20 protein-coding genes and 1 other annotated feature are annotated in these 22,738 nt (G+C 38.9%); all 20 genes read right to left on the reverse strand.

What is annotated here, in order from left to right; genetic code table 11:
• Position 1: 1 nt before the first annotated feature.
• Positions 2–982, reverse strand: coding sequence for a porphobilinogen synthase (gene hemB, locus R8923_RS02025; RefSeq protein WP_485871085.1), 981 nt, complete (start codon positions 980–982; stop codon positions 2–4).
• Positions 969–1,685, reverse strand: a complete 717-nt coding sequence (locus R8923_RS02030; protein WP_485871086.1) for a uroporphyrinogen-III synthase — start codon at positions 1,683–1,685, stop codon at positions 969–971. The genes hemB and R8923_RS02030 overlap by 14 nt, the downstream gene beginning before the upstream one ends.
• Positions 1,682–2,611 (reverse strand): hydroxymethylbilane synthase, encoded by a 930-nt coding sequence (gene hemC / locus R8923_RS02035; protein WP_485871087.1) that lies wholly within the window; start codon positions 2,609–2,611, stop codon positions 1,682–1,684. The genes R8923_RS02030 and hemC overlap by 4 nt, the downstream gene beginning before the upstream one ends.
• Positions 2,601–3,911, reverse strand: a complete 1,311-nt coding sequence (gene hemA, locus R8923_RS02040) for a glutamyl-tRNA reductase (protein ID WP_485871088.1) — start codon at positions 3,909–3,911, stop codon at positions 2,601–2,603. Before hemA ends, hemC begins: the two co-directional genes overlap by 11 nt.
• 120 nt (positions 3,912–4,031) lie before the next feature.
• Positions 4,032–4,616: a ribosome biogenesis GTP-binding protein YihA/YsxC gene (gene yihA / locus R8923_RS02045; protein WP_485871089.1), complete on the reverse strand. Its 585-nt coding sequence runs from the start codon at positions 4,614–4,616 to the stop codon at positions 4,032–4,034.
• 88 nt (positions 4,617–4,704) lie between these two features.
• The gene (gene thrS, locus R8923_RS02050) at positions 4,705–6,627 is read right to left on the reverse strand and encodes a threonine--tRNA ligase (RefSeq protein WP_485871090.1); all 1,923 of its coding nucleotides are present in this window, start codon (positions 6,625–6,627) and stop codon (positions 4,705–4,707) included.
• 67 nt (positions 6,628–6,694) lie between these two features.
• Positions 6,695–6,925: a binding site (T-box leader), on the reverse strand.
• A gap of 59 nt (positions 6,926–6,984) precedes the next feature.
• Positions 6,985–7,905, reverse strand: a complete 921-nt coding sequence (dnaI, locus tag R8923_RS02055) for a primosomal protein DnaI (RefSeq protein ID WP_485871091.1) — start codon at positions 7,903–7,905, stop codon at positions 6,985–6,987.
• 9 nt (positions 7,906–7,914) lie between these two features.
• A complete protein-coding gene (locus tag R8923_RS02060; RefSeq protein ID WP_485871092.1) occupies positions 7,915–9,279 on the reverse strand; it encodes a replication initiation and membrane attachment family protein in 1,365 nt (454 codons plus the stop codon).
• A 6-nt stretch (positions 9,280–9,285) separates the two neighbouring features.
• A complete protein-coding gene (gene nrdR, locus R8923_RS02065; protein ID WP_485871093.1) occupies positions 9,286–9,750 on the reverse strand; it encodes a transcriptional regulator NrdR in 465 nt (154 codons plus the stop codon).
• Between the two features lie 32 nt (positions 9,751–9,782).
• Entirely contained in the window at positions 9,783–10,391 is a 609-nt protein-coding gene (gene coaE / locus R8923_RS02070; RefSeq protein ID WP_485871094.1) for a dephospho-CoA kinase, read from the reverse strand.
• Between the two features lie 10 nt (positions 10,392–10,401).
• Positions 10,402–11,223: a DNA-formamidopyrimidine glycosylase gene (gene mutM, locus R8923_RS02075; RefSeq protein ID WP_485871095.1), complete on the reverse strand. Its 822-nt coding sequence runs from the start codon at positions 11,221–11,223 to the stop codon at positions 10,402–10,404.
• 9 nt (positions 11,224–11,232) lie between these two features.
• Positions 11,233–13,860, reverse strand: coding sequence for a DNA polymerase I (polA, locus tag R8923_RS02080; RefSeq protein ID WP_485871096.1), 2,628 nt, complete (start codon positions 13,858–13,860; stop codon positions 11,233–11,235).
• 146 nt (positions 13,861–14,006) lie between these two features.
• Positions 14,007–15,269: an NADP-dependent isocitrate dehydrogenase gene (icd, locus tag R8923_RS02085; protein ID WP_485871097.1), complete on the reverse strand. Its 1,263-nt coding sequence runs from the start codon at positions 15,267–15,269 to the stop codon at positions 14,007–14,009.
• Between the two features lie 12 nt (positions 15,270–15,281).
• Positions 15,282–16,406: a citrate synthase gene (gene citZ / locus R8923_RS02090; protein ID WP_485871098.1), complete on the reverse strand. Its 1,125-nt coding sequence runs from the start codon at positions 16,404–16,406 to the stop codon at positions 15,282–15,284.
• Between the two features lie 33 nt (positions 16,407–16,439).
• Positions 16,440–16,904 (reverse strand): DUF441 domain-containing protein, encoded by a 465-nt coding sequence (locus R8923_RS02095; RefSeq protein WP_088808882.1) that lies wholly within the window; start codon positions 16,902–16,904, stop codon positions 16,440–16,442.
• A 163-nt stretch (positions 16,905–17,067) separates the two neighbouring features.
• A complete protein-coding gene (locus tag R8923_RS02100) occupies positions 17,068–17,442 on the reverse strand; it encodes an FxsA family protein (protein WP_485871099.1) in 375 nt (124 codons plus the stop codon).
• Positions 17,443–17,546: 104 nt separating this feature from the next.
• Positions 17,547–19,304 carry a pyruvate kinase gene (gene pyk / locus R8923_RS02105; protein WP_485871100.1) on the reverse strand — a complete coding sequence of 586 codons (1,758 nt, stop codon included), beginning with the start codon at positions 19,302–19,304 and terminating at the stop codon, positions 17,547–17,549.
• A gap of 231 nt (positions 19,305–19,535) precedes the next feature.
• Positions 19,536–20,495: a 6-phosphofructokinase gene (pfkA, locus tag R8923_RS02110; RefSeq protein WP_485871101.1), complete on the reverse strand. Its 960-nt coding sequence runs from the start codon at positions 20,493–20,495 to the stop codon at positions 19,536–19,538.
• A gap of 252 nt (positions 20,496–20,747) precedes the next feature.
• Positions 20,748–21,704, reverse strand: coding sequence for an acetyl-CoA carboxylase carboxyl transferase subunit alpha (gene accA, locus R8923_RS02115; RefSeq protein WP_485871102.1), 957 nt, complete (start codon positions 21,702–21,704; stop codon positions 20,748–20,750).
• Positions 21,694–22,578 carry an acetyl-CoA carboxylase, carboxyltransferase subunit beta gene (gene accD, locus R8923_RS02120; RefSeq protein ID WP_485871103.1) on the reverse strand — a complete coding sequence of 295 codons (885 nt, stop codon included), beginning with the start codon at positions 22,576–22,578 and terminating at the stop codon, positions 21,694–21,696. Before accD ends, accA begins: the two co-directional genes overlap by 11 nt.
• Positions 22,579–22,738 lie beyond the last annotated feature (160 nt).

Raw genomic sequence — 22,738 nt, forward strand, 5'->3', positions numbered from 1 at the left:
CTTATCCCTCCAGTTTGTTTAAATATGTAGCAACGTCTTTAGCAAAATACGTGATAATCAAATCGGCTCCCGCACGTTTCATACTGAGTAGCATCTCCATCACGATTTTTTCTTCATCAATCCAATTATTTTGGCTAGCGGCTTTCACCATGGCATATTCTCCGCTTACATTGTATGCAACAACAGGAAGATGCGTCTCATTCCGGATATCACGAACAATATCTAAATAGGATAAAGCAGGTTTAACGATAATAAAGTCTGCCCCTTCTTTTTCATCACTTTTGGCTTCTAAAAAGGCTTCATGACGATTTGCGGGGTCCATCTGATAGGTTTTTCGGTCGCCAAATTGTGGTGCACCATCTGCAGCGTCGCGGAACGGACCATAAAAGGCCGAAGCGTATTTCACGGCATACGACATGATGGGAATATTTTCAAAGCCAGCTTCATCGAGACCACTGCGAATGGCTTGGACAAAGCCGTCCATCATATTAGATGGCGCAATAATATCAGCACCTGCACGTGCTTGGCTGACGGCTGTTTGAACAAGAATTTCGAGAGATTCATCGTTTAAAACCCGCTCACCTTGAACAAGACCGCAATGCCCATGATCTGTAAATTCACAAAGGCAAGTATCGGCGATGACAAGAAGATTTGGAAAAGCTTCTTTAATAAGTTGTGTTGCTTTTTGGATGATGCCATGTGAATGAAAGGCACCTGTTCCAATTGCATCTTTTTCAGAAGGAATGCCGAATAAAATGACAGCTTGGATACCACACGAAACAACACTTTCTATCTCTTGCTTTAACGCAGAAAGAGGGTATTGAAATACACCAGGCATAGAGGCTACTTCGGTTACCTCATCGCCTTCTTCTTTAATAAAAAGCGGATATATAAAATCGTTCATTGTTAAGTTGTTTTCACGAACTAAATCACGCATTGCAACAGACGATCTTAGTTTGCGATGTCGATCAAAATTTATCATCTTCTATCTCCTTTATTAAGCTATCCATTGTATAAGTTGCTGGTTGGACATCTACTTTGAAACCATCTCGTTCGATGGCTTCGCTTGTAACAGGACCAATCGAAGCAATTTTAAAAGCCTTTTGAACAGCGTTTTTCTTAAAAATCTTTTTGAAATTTTTCCATGCAGATGGGCTTGCGAAAGTCATGTAAAAATTGCTCTCACTTTCCATTGCGGCACGCAGCTGTGTAGGCGCTGCTTCAGGCATAACCGTGTCATATAAAAAAATCCGCCTCACTGAAACCCCTCTTTTTTGTAATAAAACGGGGATAACGCTTCGCCCTTTCAAACTTTGCGGAAAAAGCACCGCCGGATTTCCACTTATAAATTGAAGCCACTCAAAAATAAAAACATCCGTTTCAAACTTGTTTGGAATAAAATCAGCAACTAAACCAAATTTTTCTAAAGCTAACGCCGTTTGTGTTCCAATTACAGCAATTTTGAGTGATTTTGGCCAAATTTTAAAGTGGTCAAAAAAATAATAAACAGCATTTTGACTTGTAAAAAACAGCCAATCATAATCATCAAGAATTATATTTTCTTCTATACGGAGTGGACGCGTTTCAATTAATGGTATCGAAATGGCACGAATCGCATTTGTTTCTATCTTTCGAATCGCTTCCAGATTTTTTGCTGCTTCACGTGTTAAAATGACCGTTTTCATAGCGAACGCAGCTCGTCAATTAGCTCTTTTGCGCCCTGTTCTAAAAGTATGTTCGCCGCTTCTGTGCCAATTGTTTCTGGAACATCACCACTTTTTTGAACTTTTAATTGCGTCCTTCCGTCAGCACTCCCAACAAAGCCTGTGAAGGAAAGTCCATGTGCCTCTTTTTGAGCGAAACCAGCAATTGGGATTTCACAGCCACCATTCAATGTTTTTAAGAAGGTACGTTCAGCTTGAACACAAAATGCCGTTTCTGCATTATGAATGGCGCTTAGCATCGTTTTTAGTTCCTCATCATTGTTTCGGCATTCAATTGCCAAGGCGCCTTGTCCAACTGCGGGTAAACAAGTTTCAACATCAAGAGTTTGGCGTTTTAGCGTTTCATCAGAAAGCCAACCCATGCGCGCTAAACCTGCTTCTGCTAGGAGAATCGCGTCGAAGTCTTCTGTATGCAGCTTTTTTAAGCGAGTATCGATATTGCCACGTATAAACTTGATTTGAAAATCTGCGCGATAGCGTTTTAACATGGAAGCACGTCGTAAGCTACTTGTTCCAATAATCGCGCCATGAGGTAGCTCATCTAAACTATTTTCTTTTGCAAAAACAACACAATCATAGGGAGATTCTCTTTTTGGGATGGCACCAATTATTAAGCCTTCTTGCAGTTCAGAAGGTACGTCTTTCATACTATGAACAGCAAAATCTATCTTTTTATCCACTAAAGCTTGCTCAACTTCTGAAACGAAAAGTCCTTTTCCGCCGACTTTACTCAATGTAACATCTAAAATACGGTCGCCTTTTGTCACAATCTCATGAATTTTAAACGAAGCATCCGGGAATTTTTCCTTTAGTGCGCTAATAACATGACCTGTTTGTGTTAGAGCGAGTTTACTGCTTCTGGAGCCAACAATTATTTCACGTTTCATACGTTTTCCTCATTTCTTTAGCTTGCTGTGAAGATTCCGCCATTTGTAAGCCAAAAATTTCTTTAAATAGTTGAATTTTTGTTTCAGAATCGGCATCAATAGACATTTCTTTAATCTCAGATACGGGATTTTTTAGAAGTTGGTTAATAATGCTCTTCATATGTTTACCAATTAACAGATACTCCCGTTCCGTCAACCCTGGAAGCTTATTCTCCAAACTCTTCATTGTCTCAGACTGAATTTGCAATGCGTTTTCCCGAAGTTCACGAATTAACGGAACAACACCTAACTGCTTTTCCCATTCAAAAAAGGCAGCAGTTTCAGCTTCAATTTCAGATTCTAAAGCCTTAACGATTTGTTTGCGCTCTTTTGTGTTTGCTGAAATAATCCCGTCTAAATCGTCTAAATCGTATAAAAAGATGTGAGGTAATTCTGCGCACATAGGATCTACATTTCGCGGCATCGCAATATCAATAATAAGAAGTGGCTTTGACCGATTTAAAACAACTTTTCTAGCCATGCTTTCGGTTACAACGAATTCATTTGCTCCTGTTGAAACAATGATAATATCGGCTTTTTCCATTTCTTTATCTAAATCTTGTATTGGCGAAAAAGAAGCGTGAAATTGATGAGCAAGATCTAGACCTGTTTTTTCTGTACGGTTCATTATGGTAACCCTTTCGACGCCGCTTCCAGTTAAATTTTTTAAGGCAAGCTCGCTCATTTTTCCGGCACCAAGTAATAAAACGGATTGTTTATTTAAATTTGTATAAATTGATTTTGCAACTTCAACGGCAGCATAGCTAACAGAAACAGCATTTTCATTGATACGCGTATCATGATGCGTTTTTTTTGAAAAGCGGATTGCTGCAGGGAAGAGCTGATTAAATAGCGTTCCAGTCGTACCAGTAGATTGCGCCAATTGGAAAGCGTGTTTGACCTGACCTAAAATTTGCGTTTCACCTAAAACGAGTGAATCAAGCCCTGAAGTGACTTCAAAAAGATGCGAAACAGCCTGTTTTTCCTCATAAAAAAAGAGATAGTTCGCGAGTATATCAATATCCTCTTGAAACCATTTGGCAAGAAAACGTTTCATATAATAACGCGCTGTGTGAATTTGATCGACAACAGCGAAAATTTCAGTTCGATTGCATGTTGAAATAATCACATTTTCAAGTATACTTTTCTCTTTGTTAAGTGCAGAGAGTGCGAGTTCTTCTTCATCACTCCGAAAGACAAGTTTCTCCCTAATCTCGATTGGTGCCGTTTTATGGTTAAGTCCGACAGACAATATGTACATCTAAAAGTCCCCCTACAAATGAGATATTTTTATTTTATCATTTTAGTTAGTGTAAGTTCAATTAGCTGGTTTTTTAAAATTATTATCTGTAATAGAAAAATGAGCTTAAATGATAGTCATTCAGCTCATCTTCTGTTCAATAAATTTCCATGCCTCTTCTTTTCCCATGCCAGTCTCAGAAGAGAACATTACGAAATCATCTTCTTTATCAAAATCAAGTGTTTCGCGCACAATTTTAGCATGTTTTTGCCATTTACTGCGCGGAATTTTATCCGCTTTTGTCGCAATGATGATAACAGGTATGTGATAATATTTAAGAAATTCATACATCATTACATCGTCATTTGTTGGCTTATGTCTTAAATCAACAATTTGAATGACCGCACGCAATTGTTCACGCGAAGTAATATATGTTTCAATCATTTCGCCCCATTTTTCACGCTCGCGTTTTGAAACTTTTGCGAAACCATAGCCTGGAACGTCAACAAAATAAAATTTTTCTTCAATTTTATAGAAGTTAAGTGTTTGTGTTTTGCCCGGTTTTTGTGAAATACGTGCCATGCTTTTTCGGCGAATCATTTTATTGATAAATGAAGATTTTCCAACATTAGAACGCCCTGCTAGTGCAAATTCAGGCAAAGAGTCTGCCGGATATTGCTCTTGCCAAACCGCACTAATGACAAGTTCTACATTATTTACATCCATAATTTAAGCCCTCGCTTTTCTAATCTCGTTCTAGTATAACGGAAAAACGCTTTTCCCACAACAGCAATTGCAGGAAAAGCGCATTCACTTAATATTTATTTACTTCTTGAAGCACTTTTTGGATAAAGTCTTCTAGTTTTATTGTTTCGGAGTCTTTCGAACCATACTTACGGGCATTTACTTCGCCGCTTTCTGCTTCTTGATCCCCAAGAACAAGAGCGTAAGGGATTTTTTGAGTTTGCGCTTCACGGATTTTATATCCAAGCTTCTCATTACGGTCATCCACTTCAACACGGAAACCAGCACGTTGAAGTTTATCTTGGACACTCTTCGCATAAGCTAAGTGAGCATCTGCATTCACTGGAATAATTTCCATTTGTACTGGAGCGAGCCAAGTCGGGAAAGCCCCTTTATACTCTTCAATCAAGTAGGCAACAAAGCGTTCCATCGTAGATACTACGCCGCGGTGGATGACAACAGGGCGGTGTTTTTCCCCGTCTTCGCCAATATAAGTTAAGTCAAAGCGTTCAGGTAATAAAAAGTCTAGCTGTACAGTTGAAAGTGTTTCTTCCTTACCAATTGCAGTTTTCACTTGAACGTCAAGTTTAGGACCATAAAAAGCAGCTTCACCTTCTGCTTCAAAATAATCCATCCCCATTTCATCCATAGCTTCTTTTAACATACTTTGAGCTTTTTCCCACATTGCGTCATCATCAAAGTATTTTTCAGTGTTTTCAGGGTCGCGGTAACTTAAACGGAAATTAAAATCATTAATATTGAAGTCTTTATATACTTCTAATATCAGTTCCAATACACGTTTGAACTCATCTTTAATTTGGTCAGGACGGACGAAAACATGTGCGTCATTTAAAGTCATACCTCGAACACGTTGTAAGCCTGAAAGTGCGCCACTCATTTCGTAGCGGTGCATAAGACCAAGTTCTGCGATACGAATGGGTAGTTCTCGGTAACTATGAATATCATTTTTATAAATCATCATGTGGTGCGGACAATTCATTGGACGAAGAACAAGCTCTTCATTATCCATTTTCATAGTTGGAAACATATCTTCATGATAGTGATCCCAGTGGCCACTTGTTTTATACAATTCAACGTTCGCCATCACAGGAGTGTACACGTGGTTATAACCTAATCGTTCTTCTTTATCTACAATGTAACGTTCAATTACACGGCGGATAGTTGCCCCTTTTGGTAACCATAACGGCAACCCTTGTCCCACTTCAGCCGAGTTTGCAAACAAGTCCAGCTCTTTCCCGAGCTTACGATGGTCACGTTCACGAGCTTCTTCTTGCATTTTTAAAAAGTTCGCCAAGTCTGATTTGTTGAAAAAGGCAGTTCCATAAATCCGTTGAAGCATTTTATTCTTGCTATCACCGCGCCAGTATGCCCCAGCAACACTCAACAATTTGAAAATTTGGATTTTGCCAGTGGATGGTACGTGGATGCCTCGGCATAAATCGAAAAATTCACCTTGCGTATAAATTGTAACGTTTTCTTCTTCAGGGATAGCAGCGATTAATTCAATTTTATACGGGTCGTTGATAGCCTTAAAGCGTTTAATCGCCTCATCACGAGAAACAACTTCACGAGAAATAGGTAAGTTTTCACGCACAATATTTTGCATTTCTTTTTCAATCGCCGCAAATGATTCTTCACTAAGTACGCTATCTGTATCAATATCGTAATAAAAACCTGTGTCAATTGCTGGACCAACGCCGAATTTAGCATCTGGATATAAGCGTTTTACCGCTTGGGCTAAAAGGTGAGCGGAACTATGACGTAAAATACCAAGCGCATCTTCGTGGTCAGGAGTCACAATTTCAATCGCCCCGTCTTCTTCAATTGGTGTCGCTAAATCCACCAATGTGCCATTAATTTTTCCTGCTAATGCTTTCTTTTTAAGACTTGGGCTAATGGATTCTGCGATGTCGGCTGTTGAAACGCCCTTATCAAATTCTTTTACTGCGCCATCTGGAAATGAAATTTTCATGTGATCTACTCCTTTATTTAGATTACAACTAATGAATGAGAAACAACAAAAAAACTCGTCCCTATATACAAGGGACGAGTTTATATACTCGTGGTTCCACCCAAGATTTGGAATAAGATATGCTTACTTATTCCCTCTTGCCGCCTATAACGAGAGCGAATCGTCTATCTTTACTTGCTACTGCGTTCCAGATAGAAGTTCAAAGGTGGTCCAGCTTAATTTACTGTTAGGAGGTTCTCAGCTACTCCTCCGTCTCTGAAACATGCCATTAAGTGGTTGTCCTTATCATTACTTGTGATTTATTATTACTCATTATACGCACAAAGAAAATGATTTGCAAGCTTTTCTTTTTTTATTTTAATTTCTGCGGTTGGTGCCGTTCAATTCGATTTCTTTGGCTAAAAAGCGAATACGCTCCATAATTCGTCGTGCTTTCAGCTGCTCCTCCATCCCATTTTGTGAAAAAGTGAGGTGGTTTTCGAGTTGCGCCATATTGTAATTCGATGAGAAAAATGTTGGCAATTGCTCTTGCATGCGGAATTGTAAAATAGCACCTAAAACCTCGTCGCGCGTCCAGGCTGTCATCGCTTCTGCTCCAATATCGTCAAGCATTAAAATTTCAGTTTCTTTTGCGAATTGAATCTTCTCTCCTACTGTGTTGTCAGAAATGGATTGTTTAATTTCACGCATGAACTCAGGTAAGTAGACAAGCGTCGTCGAAACACCACGTAATGCAAGTTCTCGCGCAATGGCGCCAAGTAAATAGGACTTTCCTGTGCCAAAACTTCCGTGAATGTATAGCCCTTTTACAGCATTTTTATCAGCTTTAAACTCTTTCAAAAAATTAAATGCTTCAACGAGTGCATATTGACGAGCATCTTCATCCGTATAAAATTGGTCGAGAGAGGCTTCCACAATTTGTTTTGGCATATAGAGCGAACGAATTCGTCTTTCTACAGCACGCCGTTTATCTTGTTCAATTTTTTCAGGCGTCGGGTAATACGTTACCGTCATAAAATCACCGTTTAGAACAAGTTTTGGTGCATATCCAGGCATTAGCGTTTCTTTTTTTTCTTTAAAATTTTGGTCTTGCGTCATAAATTCATAGAGATTAGAAATATTTTGATTAATCATTTGTTCTGAAATATCCGCTTTATTTTCTAGCAAAAAAATACGAATGGGTTCATACGATAAAACTTTTTCCTTCACCTGTTGATATTCTTTTTCAAAGTCCCGTCCTTCAAAAAGCTGGCCTAGTGTACGTTCGATTTTATCCACTTGACTCACCTACCTTTTCAATTGTTCTTTAATTCGTTTCACTTGTTCTTCTAGTGCCGCTTTTTCTTTGTCAGACAGTTTCTTGTCTGCTGGTTTCGTCTCTTCCTTATCAAACCACTCAGGAAGCACTTCTTTTCTTTTGTTTTGGGAAAAATTACGTTTTTGTTTAGCTTTATTTTCCGGCTCGTCCTTCAAACGTTTATATTTCTCATGTTCAGAAAGTGCAAGCTCCATTGCTTCTTTTGCCGTCTTCACATTTTTGCGCTTCCAATGAGCTGCAATTGTCATCATATAGTTTTTTGAAAGCTTTCGGTCAAGACGTAAAAGAACATATTCAATAAGCACGTTCATGACGGGTTCAGGTAAGTTTTGTTGTGTCATCACTTCTTCTACAGTACGTAAATCTGTTTCAGCTGGCGTAGCCCCGTCCGCGATATCTACTAAAAGTTGGAAAGGAGTCACACGTTCAAGATAAAGTTGTAACGCTGTTTCGTCGTTCATTTCTAGCATAGGCGCCTCGTCCGTACTTTCTTTTTTCATTTGCAAAGTTGGGAGTGCGCGGTGTTCAATTTGATAGCTGTCCCGAATGATTTTCCGCAAAAGTTCACAACTAATAGAGCCGTCAGCATTTAATGCGCGATATAAAAAGTTTGCCATTTCTTTTTCTAAAGTGCCATAAATACTATTCATATTTAAAATCGTCAGTTCTACTTCTTTTGTGATGGCAGAGCGGCGAACTAAATTTGGTGATAAAACTTGATAAAATGTTTGGAAATCAAAGTTTTTAGCGTCTAGTTCAATTTCTTTTGGCCGATTTTTGGCAAATAGCTCTTCATTTTCCACTTTGATATTGGCTACTTCATTCATGTGAAACGCTTCAAAGACATCTTGAAAAGCACATGTTACTTCTTTAAAATTGGTTTCAGAAAAGGCGTCATCTGCAAAAAATTGACGTAGCCGGTTATACTGGCGCGCTCCGATTTTACTATACAAATAAATATTTAATAAGCCATCATTGAAAAATTGCGCTGGACTGAGTGGTGGCATGACTTCATAGACAAAACGGCGGTCTTCATTTTCAGTCTGCACATAGGTTTTTAAAAGTCCTAAACCTTCAAGTTTTATGCGCGCATCAAAAAAATCCTTTAAGCTTAAAGAAAGCATGTTTAGAAGTTGCGTATGCGCATGTTCTTTGCTCCACAAGCGATTCTCCTCGACTTCAGCAAGAAGCGTTTGATACACGGCAAGGCAATTTGCGCCCATAAGTGGCTGGTAAAGCATTGTTGCCACTTTTTGATCAAAACTTGTGATGACACCGTTCATTTTGACGCGATAAGCATCAACAGGTCTTAGTTCCATCCAGAATTCACTCAACAGCTATCATCCTTTTTTATTTTTATCCATCAGTTCTTTTAATTCATCAACAAACACATTTATATCTTTAAACTGGCGATATACAGAAGCAAATCGTACGTACGCAACCTCATCAAGCTTCGCAAGTTTATTCATCACTTTTTCACCGATAAGGTCAGAAGGAACCTCACTATCCCCAATATTTCGGAGTTCTCGCTCGGTTTCCGTTACAATTTCTTCTAGTTGTTCCATGCTAATAGGGCGTTTTTCACAAGCGCGGATTAAACCACGACGTACTTTTTCACGAGCAAACTCTTCGCGTGCCCCGTCTTTTTTTACGACAATAAGCGGACTTTCCTCCACTTTTTCAAATGTTGTAAAACGAAAACCACATTTCTCACATTCACGTCTTCTACGAATGGAGTTTCCATCATCAGCAGGTCTCGAATCCACAACGCGTGTACCATTATATTTGCATGTAGGACATTTCATTCATTCGTTCAACTCCTATGTCTCGCTCTTTTTTATTCATTATACCATGACTTTAGCCACTGTAAAAACTCATTCACTTGTTTTTTTGTTGCCATAAGAGAATCATTATTGTCAATCACAAAATCTGCATAGCGTTTTTTTTCATCAATTGGAATTTGGCTTTCTATCCGAACTTTAGCTTCCGCTTCTGTTAAATGATTTCGCTCCATTAAACGAGTTAGCTGTGTTTCTTCGCTCGTTGCCACAACAAGCGTAATATCGACTATATCCGTTAATTGACTCTCAAATAGGAGTGGAATATCAAACACAACCCACTTTTCTCCCTTAGAAAAAAGGACTCGTCGTTTAGCGAGCATATCGGCACGCACGAGTGGATGGACAATTTGATTTAGCAGCTCACGTTTTTTAGCGTCATTAAAAATGACTTCACCAAGTTTGTTGCGGTTAAGTGAACCGTCCGCCTGTAAAATTTCCTCTCCAAAAGTTGCTGTAATTTTTTTTAATCCCGCTGTACCAGGCATGACAACCTCACGAGCCGAAATGTCCGCATCAACAACTGGCACACCAGCTTCTTGTAACATTTTACTTACCGTAGATTTCCCTGTTGCGATGCTTCCTGTAAGTCCGATAGTCATTCCCACAATTTTTCACCTACTTTTGGCAGTTTGGGCAAAAATGTGTACCACGCCCATTTAATTTAATTTTTTCAATTTTAGTTCCGCAAATCGGACAAGGTTCACCGTCCTGACCATAAACAACTAGCTTTTCCTGATAGCGACCGAGTTGCCCTTCTGAATTTACATAAGTACGAATTGTAGAGCCGCCAAGTGCGACAGCTTCTGCCATAATCGACTTTGTCGCCTCATAAATCCGAGCGATTTCAGCATTTGTTAAAGAATTTGCTGACCGGCTTGGTAGCACTTTTGCCAAAAAACAAATTTCATCCGCATAAATATTTCCCACCCCGGCAACTGCCTTTTGGTCTAAAAGTACCGTTTTAATCGCACGTGTTGTTTTCTTTAAAGAAGCTGCAAATGAGGATTTTAAGAACTGCGTATCGAGTGGCTCAGGACCTAATTTTTGAATGGAACGCGTTTTTTCTTCACCAAATTTTTCAATTAATTCAAGCGTGCCAAATTTACGAACATCTAAAAATCTCAGTTCCGTTTGATCCGTAAAATGAAAAATGACGTGTGTATGTTTTGAAACGTCCTCTGTTTCATGCTGCAAACGAAATTTCCCTTCCATACGCAAATGTGCCAAAACAGAGCCATCTGTCAAGTCGAAAATGAGAAATTTACCGCGGCGCCTTACCGCTTCGAATTTTTGTCCCACAAGCAAGTGAATAAATTCATCCACTTCAGGCCGTACAATCATTTTTGGCACATGTACTGTCATTTGGTCGATTTTTTTCCCAATAATAAGGTTTTCTAATGTACTTCGAACATTTTCAACTTCTGGTAATTCTGGCATATTTACTCCTTACTTCGCGTCGTACCAAGTGTTTCCGAATGCTGTATCCACTTTAAGCGGCACATTTAATTCCGCAGCATTTTCCATGACATCTGGAACAATTTTTTCCAAAATCTCAATTTCATGTTCAGGTGCCTCAAAAATCAGCTCATCATGTACTTGAAGTAGTAAACGCGCTTCTAATTTCTCTTTTTCTAGACGCTCTTGCATTAAAATCATCGCTTTTTTAATAATATCAGCAGCACTACCTTGAATAGGCGTATTCATTGCCGTCCTTTCAGCAAAACTGCGAACATTAAAGTTGCGACTTATAATTTCAGGAATATAACGTCTGCGATGTAAAATCGTTTCTACATAGCCTTTTTCTTTCGCAAAACGTACAATCGTATGCATATATTCTTGAACATCTGGGTAGCTCTCAAAATAACGATCAATAAAATCTTTTGCTTCCTTACGTGTAATCCCAAGGTTTTGTGATAGCCCGTAGTCACTAATCCCGTAAACAATCCCGAAATTTACCGCCTTCGCTTGTCTGCGCATAAGCGAGTCCACTTCGCCTTCACTTACATGAAAAACATCCATCGCCGTTTTCGTATGAATATCATAGTCATGCCTAAACGCATAAATTAAGTTCTCATCACCTGAAATATGCGCCAAAACACGAAGCTCTACTTGCGAATAATCGGCCGAAAAAATCTTCCAACCATCGACACTCGGTACAAATGCCTGACGAATTTTTCGCCCTTCCTCCAGACGAATTGGAATATTTTGTAGATTCGGATCCACAGAACTTAGTCGACCCGTTTGGGCTAAAGTCTGATTAAAACGCGTGTGTACTTTTTGTGTGTCCTTATCGATCACTTTTAGTAAGCCTTCAATATAAGTGGATTGAATTTTTCCAAGCTGGCGATAAACTAAAATGTCATCGATAATCGCATGGCTACCAGATAAAGCTTCCAAAACATCCGCAGCGGTTGAATAGCCCGTTTTTGTTTTCTTAATAACAGGTAAATTGAGCTTCTCAAATAAAACAACGCCAAGCTGTTTCGGTGAGTTAATATTAAATTCATATCCTGCAAGCGAATGAATCGATTTTTCAAGCGTTTCAATACGTTCAGACAGTTCGGTTTTCATCTCAAGTAAACGATTTGAATCTACACGAACACCTTGCATTTCCATATCCGCTAGTACAATCGAAAGTGGCAATTCAAGCTCCTTCATCAGCTCTAATTGCTCATTATTTTCGAGCTCACGAATAAGTGGCTTCTCAAGCTCAAATGTTGCAACCGCCTTATAAGCCAAATGTTTAGCCACAATTTCCTCATCAGGAATCGCCCGTTTCGCACCTTTTCCGTAAACAGCTTCATCCGTTTGAACATTTTCATAATCATGACGAACCACAACACTCGAAAAATCATCAATTGTGTCCGATGGATTAAGCAAATACGAAGCAAGCATAATATCAAACGTTAAACCCTCCGAGATAATCCCAAGACGGCTTGCTGCTACCTTTGTTTTTTTTGCATCATAGACAATCTTTTGACTTTTTTTAGAAGAAAGAAAGTTTTTAAACGCATCACTCGCTTTAGCAGTCTTTTCGTTAAAGAAAAAGGTTCCTTTGGTCGAATGAACAGCAAAACCAACAAAACGAGCTGTGTGATAATTTTCATTTTCTAGCTCAATATACAGCGCCGTTTTGTCCGCATAATGCGCACTCGTAAACTCAGTTATCGTTTCGAATTCAATAGCTGCAAGTGGCTGTTTTTCGGTAGTTGCATCATCAAAATTTTTCAAAATCGTTTTAAAATCCATTTCCTTTAAAAATGGAATCACTTTTTCAGTTTGAAATCCAGCATATTTCGTATCTGCAAGAGATGTTTCAATTGGTGAATCGGTATTGATTGTTGCTAATTCCTTACTTAAAATGGCCATTTCCTTATTATCTATCACTTTTTCTTTCAGCTTTTTGCCAGAAATTTCATCTGCGCGCTCTAAAACACCTTCGACAGTCCCGCCAAATTCATGCAACAACTTAAGCGCCGTTTTTTCCCCAACGCCTGGAATCCCAGGAATATTATCCGAAGAATCTCCCATTAAACCTTTCATATCAATGATTTGTGCGGGGGTAAGACCGTATTTTTCTTGAAGTGTTTCAGGCGTATTTTTTTCCATATCTGTAATGCCTTTTTTAGTAATATAAACTGTCACTTTTTCGCTTGCCAATTGAGTTAAATCACGGTCACCTGTGATGATGACCGTTTCAATATTTTCACTTTCTGCTTTTTTAGCAAGCGTCCCAATAATATCATCTGCTTCATAATCTTTTAATTCATAACGCGGGATGTCATAAGCATCTAAAAGTTCGCGAATAAACGGAAATTGTTCTGAAAGTTCACTAGGTGTTTTTTGTCGTCCACCTTTATATTCTTTAAACGTTTTATGACGGAAAGTTGTTTTTCCTGCATCGAAAGCAACCAATAAATGGTCAGGCTTTTCATTCTCTATGACATTGTTTAACATCATCGCAAAACCATACACCGCATTTGTATAAATTCCTTTATCATTTGTTAATAAGGGTAATGCGTAAAATGCGCGATTTGCAATACTATTCCCGTCGATTAATACTAATTTACTCACAGGAAAACCTCCTTTTATTCCAAGTTCTCACTTATGACCATTTTACCATACAAATGGGTTAAAAGAAAAAGCTGGAGACCAACCCCAACTTTTTCCGAACATTTTTCTACATTTCTTCAAATACAACCCATTAAAACATTACATTTTTACATATTATTGATTAATTCATCCGCAAATTCCGAACATTTAACTTCAGTTGCCCCTTCCATTAGGCGGGCGAAATCATATGTGACTGTTTTGCTGGCAATCGTTTTCTCCATCGAATCAGTAATTTTCTTAGCCGCTTCCACCCAGCCAATATGTTCTAAAAGAAGTGTTCCAGAAAGAATAACTGATGACGGATTTACTTTATCCAAGTTCGCATATTTTGGCGCCGTTCCGTGAGTTGCTTCAAAAATGGCATGTCCTGTATCGTAATTAATATTCGCACCAGGTGCAATTCCAATTCCTCCAACTTGTGCAGCTAATGCATCAGAAATGTAATCACCGTTTAAATTCATCGTTGCAACAACATCAAATTCAGCTGGACGGGTTAAAATTTGTTGCAAGAAAATATCTGCAATCGAATCTTTAATCAAAATCTTTCCTGTTTGAAGCGCTTCTTCTTGTTGTCTATCCGCTTCCGCCGCGCCAGATTCCTCTTTGATGCGGTCGTATTGATTCCATGTAAACACTTGATTCTTAAACTCGCGTTCAGCAAGCTCATAACCCCAGTTTTTAAACGCACCTTCGGTGAACTTCATAATATTACCTTTATGAACAAGTGTCACCGAATCACGCTTTTCGCTAATAGCATATTGAATTGCCGCACGAACAAGGCGTTCCGTTCCTTCTTTAGAAACCGGTTTAACGCCAATTCCAGAAGTCTCGGGGAAGCGAATTTTATTGACACCAAACTCTGTTTTCAAGAAAGAAATAAGTTTTTCCGCTTCTTTGCTTCCTTCTTTAAATTCGATACCTGCATAAATATCCTCCGTATTCTCACGGAAAATGACCATATCGGTATCTTCTGGACGCTTAACTGGTGAAGGTACACCATTAAAATAGCGAACTGGTCGAAGACAAACATAGAGGTCAAGTTCTTGACGAAGTGCAACGTTTAATGAACGAATACCGCCGCCAATTGGTGTTGTAAGTGGCCCTTTAATGGCAATAAAGTATTCCCGAATGATGTCTAACGTTTCTTGCGGTAACCATTCGCCCGTTTGATTGAATGCTTTTTCACCAGCAAGTACTTCCTTCCATTCAATTTTACGATCTCCAGCATATGCTTTTTCTACAGCAGCATCTAACACGCGTTGTGCTGCTCGCCAAATATCAGGTCCAGTGCCGTCTCCTTCAATAAAAGGGATAATTGGGTTATTTGGTGTATTTAAAACGCCATTTTGTACAGTAATTTTTTCAGCCATTCATTTTCCTCCTCAAACTCTTTTTTCAATCGGTTGATAAACACGTGCTTCTGGTCCAACGTAAATTGCGCGTGGGCGAATTAAACGATTATCACGATATTGTTCAAAAATATGTGCTAGCCAACCCGAAACTCGGCTTACAGAGAAGACAAGTGTAAATAAATCTGCATCAATGCCCAGTGCATGATAGACCGATGCAGAATAGAAATCAACGTTTGGACGTAAATGTTTTAACTCCCAAACAGCTTCTTCTACTTGACTCGATAGTTCAAACCATTTTTCTTCATTTTTTTCTTTTGTGAGGCGTTCAGACATTTCTTTTAAGTACTTCGCACGTGGATCACCGCCGCGATAAACACGATGCCCAAAGCCCATAATTTTTTGCTTTTGATCGATTTTATATTGAATATAGTCACGTACATTACTAGAAGCACTATCAATTTCGACAAGCATATCAAAAACTCGTTCATTTGCCCCGCCGTGAAGAGGTCCTTTTAAAGCACCAATCGCCGCAGTCACACCAGAGTATACATCTGACAAGGTTGCAACACACACACGTGCTGTAAACGTAGAAGCATTGAATTCATGATCAGCATGTAGAACAAGCGCCTTATTCATCGCCTCAACCGACAAAGGATCTGCTTCTTCTCCTGTAATCATATACAAAAAATTCGCAGCAACGCTTAAGCCGGTTTTAGGAGGAATTGGATCAAGTCCTCTACGAATACGCGCAAAAGCAGCAACAATGGTTGGCATTTTCGCTTGTAGACGTAAGCCTTTTTTATAAATGGATTCTCCGTCATCGAGTTCTGACTCTGTATCAAATACACCCAACATGGAAACTGTTGTCCGAAGTACGCTCATCGGGTGTAATTTTTGGTGATTTTGCATGCGCAAGCTTGTGATGATTGTGTCAGATACCGCCATATGTTCGCTAATTTCATCTTTAAATTTAATCAGTTCTTGCTTATTTGGAAGTCTAAGGTGCCAAAGCAAATAAACAACTTCTTCAAAGCTTACATTATTTTCTACTAAATCATCAATGGAGTAGCCAACGTATTTTAATGTATCATCTATAATGGAACTAATCGATGTTTCCGCTACATAAACATTTTCCAATCCTTTTGAAACAGTCATGAAAATCCTCCTTCACTTCTTCGTAAAGAAATTTTATTTTGTAAAAAAAGTGACCAGTTGCATCGCCATATAAGCGATTCCTGCTGCAATAACTGGTCCAGCAGCGATACCTCGAAATAATACCACAGCCAGAATCGTCCCAAAAACGAGAGATACCGTAATTTGCGGATCTGCCGCCATATAGCTAACACCTTTTCTGGACAAAATGGAAACTAAGATACCCGCCGATAAGCCAATCCAACCAGCAGGTGACTTAAACGATTCAATCAAGTCTTTAAAGCCGATTTGTCCTGTTGCAATCGGAATCAAGATGGCAATCGTAATAATTGTCACACCCCAATTGATTCCCTTAGCTTGAACTACTTCCATAATTTTTGTGTTTCCAGCAAAAAGTTTTAGCAAAATAACAACTGCCACACCAATGATGAGCGAGTTATTTTTAGCGATAATCCCTAGTAATAAAAATAAGAGTAAAAATAGCATACTTTCTGTAAACATTTAGGACACCCTTCTTGCTACCTTGAAAATGCACAAGATAGAAAATATTATAGCATAAAATGAAGAAATAGCATAAAATAAACCTATCTTATTTCATAAATAACATAAGAAATTGCTATTACATTTTTCCCAAAAGAAGCGAGCCTTTGACAGCCCGCACCTTCTACATATCAAAATAATAGTCTGTTTTATGTTGATGACTTGTAAACCATTTCGTCAGTTTCGGTTTTAAGAGATTCCGTATGAACGGAATGAAAAGCAATAGACCGAGAACAGTTGTTAAGGCGCCAGGAATCGTCATTAGAAGTGCTGAAACAAAAAAACAAATTGTATCCAGCAAATACGGTGCAACTGTTCGACCGTCGCGGATATTTCTGAAAATGTTTCGTCCTACTTTTTTAAACATATAAACGCCAAGTGTAGTAGAAATGACTTGGATGAGAGCGAGCGGCCAAAAACCAATTGCTTTAAAAAGCCATACATAAATAAGAAGCTCAACAAAACCGTATAAAATCCAATATACAAATAATTTTTTCAAGCTATCAACTCCAATGATAATCATGTTTTTATTATAACGCATTTTGCCCCGATAAAAAAACAAAAGGCTAAGACGCTAGCGTCTTAGCCTTTTGTTTAATAATTTTAGTGTGTAGCTGTTTTACCGTTATATACGCTACCTTGACGAGCGTCAACAGTAATTGTTTCACCATCATTGATTAAAGAAGTTGCATCTTTTGCACCGACAACGACTGGGATACCCAAATTAATTCCTACAACAGCAGCATGGCTAGTTAAGCCGCCTTCTTCGACAATTACTGCGGCACTCTTCTCAAATGCCGCCATCATGTCTTTATCTGTTGTTTTCACAACAAGTATTCCACCTTCTTCAGCTTTAGCTAGTGCTTCTTCATTTGTTTTCGCTACAATCGCTTTTCCACTTACAGAACTACGCCCAATTCCGTGGCCTTTTACGACTTTTTCGCCGATAAGTTGAATTTTCATCAAGTTTGTTGTACCACTTTCAGTTACGGGTACACCAGCAGTGATAATGATTAAATCACCTTGTTGTGCTAATCCAGAAGCGATGGACTCTTTAACAGCTAAATCAAACATATCATCTGTGTTTTGAACTGGTTTCGCTAGACGTGCATATACACCCCAAGAAAGTGCTAATGCACGGCAAACGTGTTCGTTAAATGTGACTGCTAAAATATGAGATTTTGGACGGTATTTCGAAATCATACGTGCTGTGTGACCGCTTTGTGTCGCAGCAACAATTGTTTGAACATCTAAATTACGTGCAGTATGTCCGACTGCTTGACCAATTGCTTCTGTCATATCAGTGTTAGCATGCATTTTAAGCGCAAATTTATCTTGAGTGACTAGGGCTTCTTCAGTGCGAAGCGCAATCTTTGCCATCATTTGAACAGATTCAACTGGATAATCCCCGGCAGCTGTTTCCCCGGAAAGCATAATTGCATCTGTGCCATCAAAAATCGCATTTGCAACATCTGATGCTTCCGCGCGTGTTGGGCGTGGGTTACGTTGCATAGAATCAAGCATTTGAGTTGCTGTTACAACAGGTTTTCCTAATTTATTGCATTTACGAATTAATTCTTTTTGTACAATTGGAACTTCCTCGGCAGGAATTTCAACACCAAGGTCACCACGAGCCACCATTAAACCTTGAGAAACTTGAAGAATTTCATCGATATTATCGACACCTTCTTGGTTTTCAATCTTAGGAATAATTTGAACGTGTGTCGCATTGTTTTCTTCCAAGATTTTAGTAATTTCTAACACGTCAGAAGCACGACGAACGAATGAAGCCGCAATAAAATCAATGCCTTGTTCTAAACCAAAACGAATGTCATTGGCATCTTTTTCAGTAATTCCTGGCAAATTGATAGAAACGTTAGGAACATTAACACCTTTTTTATTTTTCAAAACACCTGCGTTTAATACTTTTGTAACTAATTCGCGGTTGCTTTCATCTTTTTCAGTTACTTCTAAACCAATTAGGCCATCGTCTAAGAGAATGCTAGAACCAATTTCAACATCATCAAAAAGTTCGCCATAAGTAACAGAGAATTTTTCTTTTGTTCCTTCAACTGGAGTCATGGAGATACGAACAACGTCTCCTGTTGTAAATTCAAGTTTTCCACCGACCATGTCATTCGTACGGATTTCTGGACCTTTTGTATCAAGTAATAAAGCAACTGGTTTCCCAGTTTTTTTCGCTGCTTCACGGATATTTTGAATACGTGCTCCGTGTTCCTCATAATCACCATGTGAGAAATTTAAACGTGCAACGTTCATTCCTGATTCGATTAATTGTACTAGTGTTTCTACTGATTCACTAGCAGGTCCGATTGTACAAACAATTTTCGTTTTTTTCATTTTCCTATTCCTCCTAGAAACTACCATTCATACTTTTCATTATAAACACATCTAACTCATTTTACCAGTAACAGCCATAGGACACAAGCTGTTTGTGAACTTTTATGCAAGTTGCTATCATTCTTCATGTTTTTTTGTGCAACATGACAATGAACGCATTTTCATAAATTATTTTCATAAATCTTCGCGAAAAAAGGTCACCTCAAGTTCGTTCTGGTGACCGAATTTCAATTAAATTGAAAGAATTGATGCAAGTTTAAACATGTCATCATCCAATTTATGTTTTTCTTTTAAAATTTCTGTAATGTCGTTTTCCACGATTTTATTTTCGCGGATTCCAACTGCAAGACCACCGCGGTTTTCAAGTAATAAATCAACCGCACGTGAACCTAAGCGACTCGCTAAAACACGATCAAACGCTGTTGGGCTACCACCACGTTGCACATGACCAAGAACTGTGACACGTGCATGATAATCACCATATTCAGCAAGACGGCTGGCGAATTCATTCCCAGACATTACCCCTTCAGCAACAACGATGATACTATGTTTTTTACCACGTTCACGCCCTTTATTTAAACGAGCGACGATTTCGTCCATGTTGAATTCTTCTTCTGGCACGATAATCGCTTCTGCCCCGCCTGCAAGACCAGACCAAAGTGCGATGTCACCAGCATCACGACCCATCACTTCAATAATGAAAGTACGTTCATGACTTGTTGCTGTATCGCGAATTTTATCGAGCGCATCTAATACAGTATTAAGTGCAGTATCAAAGCCAATTGTAAAATCAGTTCCAGAAATATCGTTATCAATCGTTCCAGGAATCCCAATTGTCGGGAAGCCACGTTTTGTTAACGCTTCTGCTCCGTGATAAGAGCCATCTCCACCAATTACAACAAGCCCATCAATTTGATGTTTTTTTAGTTGTTCAATGCCTTTTAATTGGCCTTCTTCTGTAGCAAACTCAGGATAGCGAGCCGAGTACAAGAAAGTACCACCACGTTGAACTTTATCGCCAACGGAGCCTAGTTCAAGTTTATGGATATTACCGTTCACTAAACCAAGGAAACCATAATTAATTCCGTAAACTTCTAACCCTGCATAAATAGCCTTACGAACAACAGCACGGGCTGCAGCATTCATACCTGGCGCGTCCCCGCCACTTGTTAAAATTGCTATACGTTTCATCTTTTACTACCACCTCAGAAAATGATATTTTTCCATCACACGCTCCTATTTTACATGAAAATACATAAAATGAAAAGCATGAACACAGACTTTTTACAAATCTTTCTTTATATAAAAAATATTGGTAAAGTATGCACAAACATTTTATTTCGCGATTTTAAATCAATTGGTCTATATCAATTAGCATGCTAAAAACCTCACAAGACAAAAAAGTGTAAGAAGTATTTAGACAAAACTTCCTACACTAAGATTCTAAATATCGGTATAAACACCAATTTTTTTAAATTTTTTATAACGCTGTTCAATTAATTGTTCTTTTGTAAATGATGTTAACGTACGAATTGATTTAGCCAGTGTTTCATCAATCCGCTTCGCTTGTTCGCGAACGTTTTGATGGGCGCCGCCAAGCACTTCTGGAATAATACCATCTGTAACGCCTAAATCAAATAAATCTTCAGCCGTAATGCGCATAGATTCCGCCGCTTTTTTCGCCATACTTGCATCTTTCCATAAAATTGCTGCAGCGCCTTCTGGTGAGATAACAGAAAATACCGCATTTTCTAGCATGAAAATTTGATTCCCAAGACCGAGAGCAAGCGCGCCGCCACTACCACCTTCGCCAATGACAATAGAAATAATCGGCACTTCTAAATCGCTCATTTCATATAGATTGCGCGCAATGGCTTCACTTTGACCGCGTTCCTCAGCGGCACGTCCAGGATAGGCACCTTTTGTATCAATAAAACAAATAATTGGTCGACCAAATTTGTTCGCCTGCTTCATTAGGCGCAATGATTTTCTAAAGCCTTCGGGGTGAGGCATGCCAAAATTACGATATAAATTGTCTTTCGTATCTTTCCCGCGTTGATGTCCGATTACCGTGACCGGAATTCCTCGGTATTTCGCCACACCACCAACAATAGCAGGGTCATCACCAAAATAGCGATCACCGTGAAGCTCCATAAAATCTTCAAATAAAAGATGAATATAATCAAGTGTTGTCGGACGCTCAGGATGTCTTGCAACTTGAAATTTGTCCCATGCAGACATGTTGCTATAAATGTCATCTTCAAGTTTTGCTAAACGATGTTCTAGTTTTTCAATTTCCTTTGTAAGATCTACATCTGATTTCTCATTGTACTCTTTTAAATCTGCAATTTTTGATCGTAGTTCTAGTACTGGTTGTTCAAAATCCATTTCATTCGCCATTTGATTCGGTTGCCTCCTCATCTGGTTTTTGGTGGAACTCTAGTAGAAAGCGCAGTTTTTCTCTTAAATCTAGTCTCGAAATAACCGCATCAAGTTGCCCGTGTTTTAATAAAAATTCTGCAGTTTGAAAATCTTCTGGGAGTTCCTCACGCACTGTTTGCTCAATGACACGTCTTCCGGCAAAACCAATGAGCGCTCCAGGTTCTGCAAAGTTAAAGTCACCAAGCGAGGCAAAGCTAGCCGATACGCCGCCTGTCGTCGGATGCGTCATGACTGTCATGATAAGTCCTTTATGATTGCTAAACCGTTTAAATGCCACAGAAGTTTTCGCCATTTGCATAAGGGAAAGCATACCTTCTTGCATTCTAGCACCACCTGATGCTGTAAAAATGACAAAAGGTTTGCCTGTACGGTCTGCTTCTTCTACTGCTAACAAAATTTTCTCCCCAACAACAGATCCCATGCTTGCCATACGGAAACGCGAATCCATCGCAGCAATCACAAGCGGAAATCCACCAATTTTGGCATGACCGGTTAAAATGGCTTCGTTCAAATCGGTTTTTTCTTTATCTTTCTCAATTTTTTCCAAGTAATTTTCAAACCCAAGTGGATTTGCGGTTGTTAGCCCTTCATTTAATTCGCTAAATGAATTTTCATCGACTAACATCTCAATTCTTTTTCTGGCTCCGATAGGATGATGAAAACCACAATGACTGCACACCATCAAATTTTTCTCAAGTTCCTTCGTGTACATGATTTTTTTACACTCTGGACATTTGGTCATAATCCCTTCAGGAACATCGTGTTTCGCTCCTTCAGTAGGAATGGCCGCATATTTTTTCTTCTTTGGCTTCGTAAATAAATCTCCTAACAAAGATGAAACCTCCCCTATCTATGCTTTTTAAATGATCCGTAACAAAATAAAAATGTATAAGTGCTTAAAATAATAGTTACGAATAGGAAAATAATTTCTTTTAAAGAAACAGCAGCCTACTAAAATGCGTTAGCAGACTGCAAGCATCGTTTTCCACTCT

This window comes from Listeria tempestatis (assembly GCF_963575625.1).
Taxonomy (GTDB): Bacteria; Bacillota; Bacilli; order Lactobacillales; family Listeriaceae; genus Listeria; species Listeria tempestatis.

Coding starts and splice junctions, on each gene's coding strand:
- hemB (WP_485871085.1), bottom strand. CDS start 982: ATGATAAATTTTGATCGACATCGCAAACTAAGATCGTCTGTTGCAATG.
- R8923_RS02030 (WP_485871086.1), bottom strand. CDS start 1,685: ATGAAAACGGTCATTTTAACACGTGAAGCAGCAAAAAATCTGGAAGCG.
- hemC (WP_485871087.1), bottom strand. CDS start 2,611: ATGAAACGTGAAATAATTGTTGGCTCCAGAAGCAGTAAACTCGCTCTA.
- hemA (WP_485871088.1), bottom strand. CDS start 3,911: ATGTACATATTGTCTGTCGGACTTAACCATAAAACGGCACCAATCGAG.
- yihA (WP_485871089.1), bottom strand. CDS start 4,616: ATGGATGTAAATAATGTAGAACTTGTCATTAGTGCGGTTTGGCAAGAG.
- thrS (WP_485871090.1), bottom strand. CDS start 6,627: ATGAAAATTTCATTTCCAGATGGCGCAGTAAAAGAATTTGATAAGGGC.
- nrdR (WP_485871093.1), bottom strand. CDS start 9,750: ATGAAATGTCCTACATGCAAATATAATGGTACACGCGTTGTGGATTCG.
- mutM (WP_485871095.1), bottom strand. CDS start 11,223: ATGCCAGAATTACCAGAAGTTGAAAATGTTCGAAGTACATTAGAAAAC.
- icd (WP_485871097.1), bottom strand. CDS start 15,269: ATGGCTGAAAAAATTACTGTACAAAATGGCGTTTTAAATACACCAAAT.
- citZ (WP_485871098.1), bottom strand. CDS start 16,406: ATGACTGTTTCAAAAGGATTGGAAAATGTTTATGTAGCGGAAACATCG.
- R8923_RS02095 (WP_088808882.1), bottom strand. CDS start 16,904: ATGTTTACAGAAAGTATGCTATTTTTACTCTTATTTTTATTACTAGGG.
- pyk (WP_485871100.1), bottom strand. CDS start 19,304: ATGAAAAAAACGAAAATTGTTTGTACAATCGGACCTGCTAGTGAATCA.
- pfkA (WP_485871101.1), bottom strand. CDS start 20,495: ATGAAACGTATAGCAATTTTAACAAGTGGCGGGGACGCGCCAGGTATG.
- accA (WP_485871102.1), bottom strand. CDS start 21,704: ATGGCGAATGAAATGGATTTTGAACAACCAGTACTAGAACTACGATCA.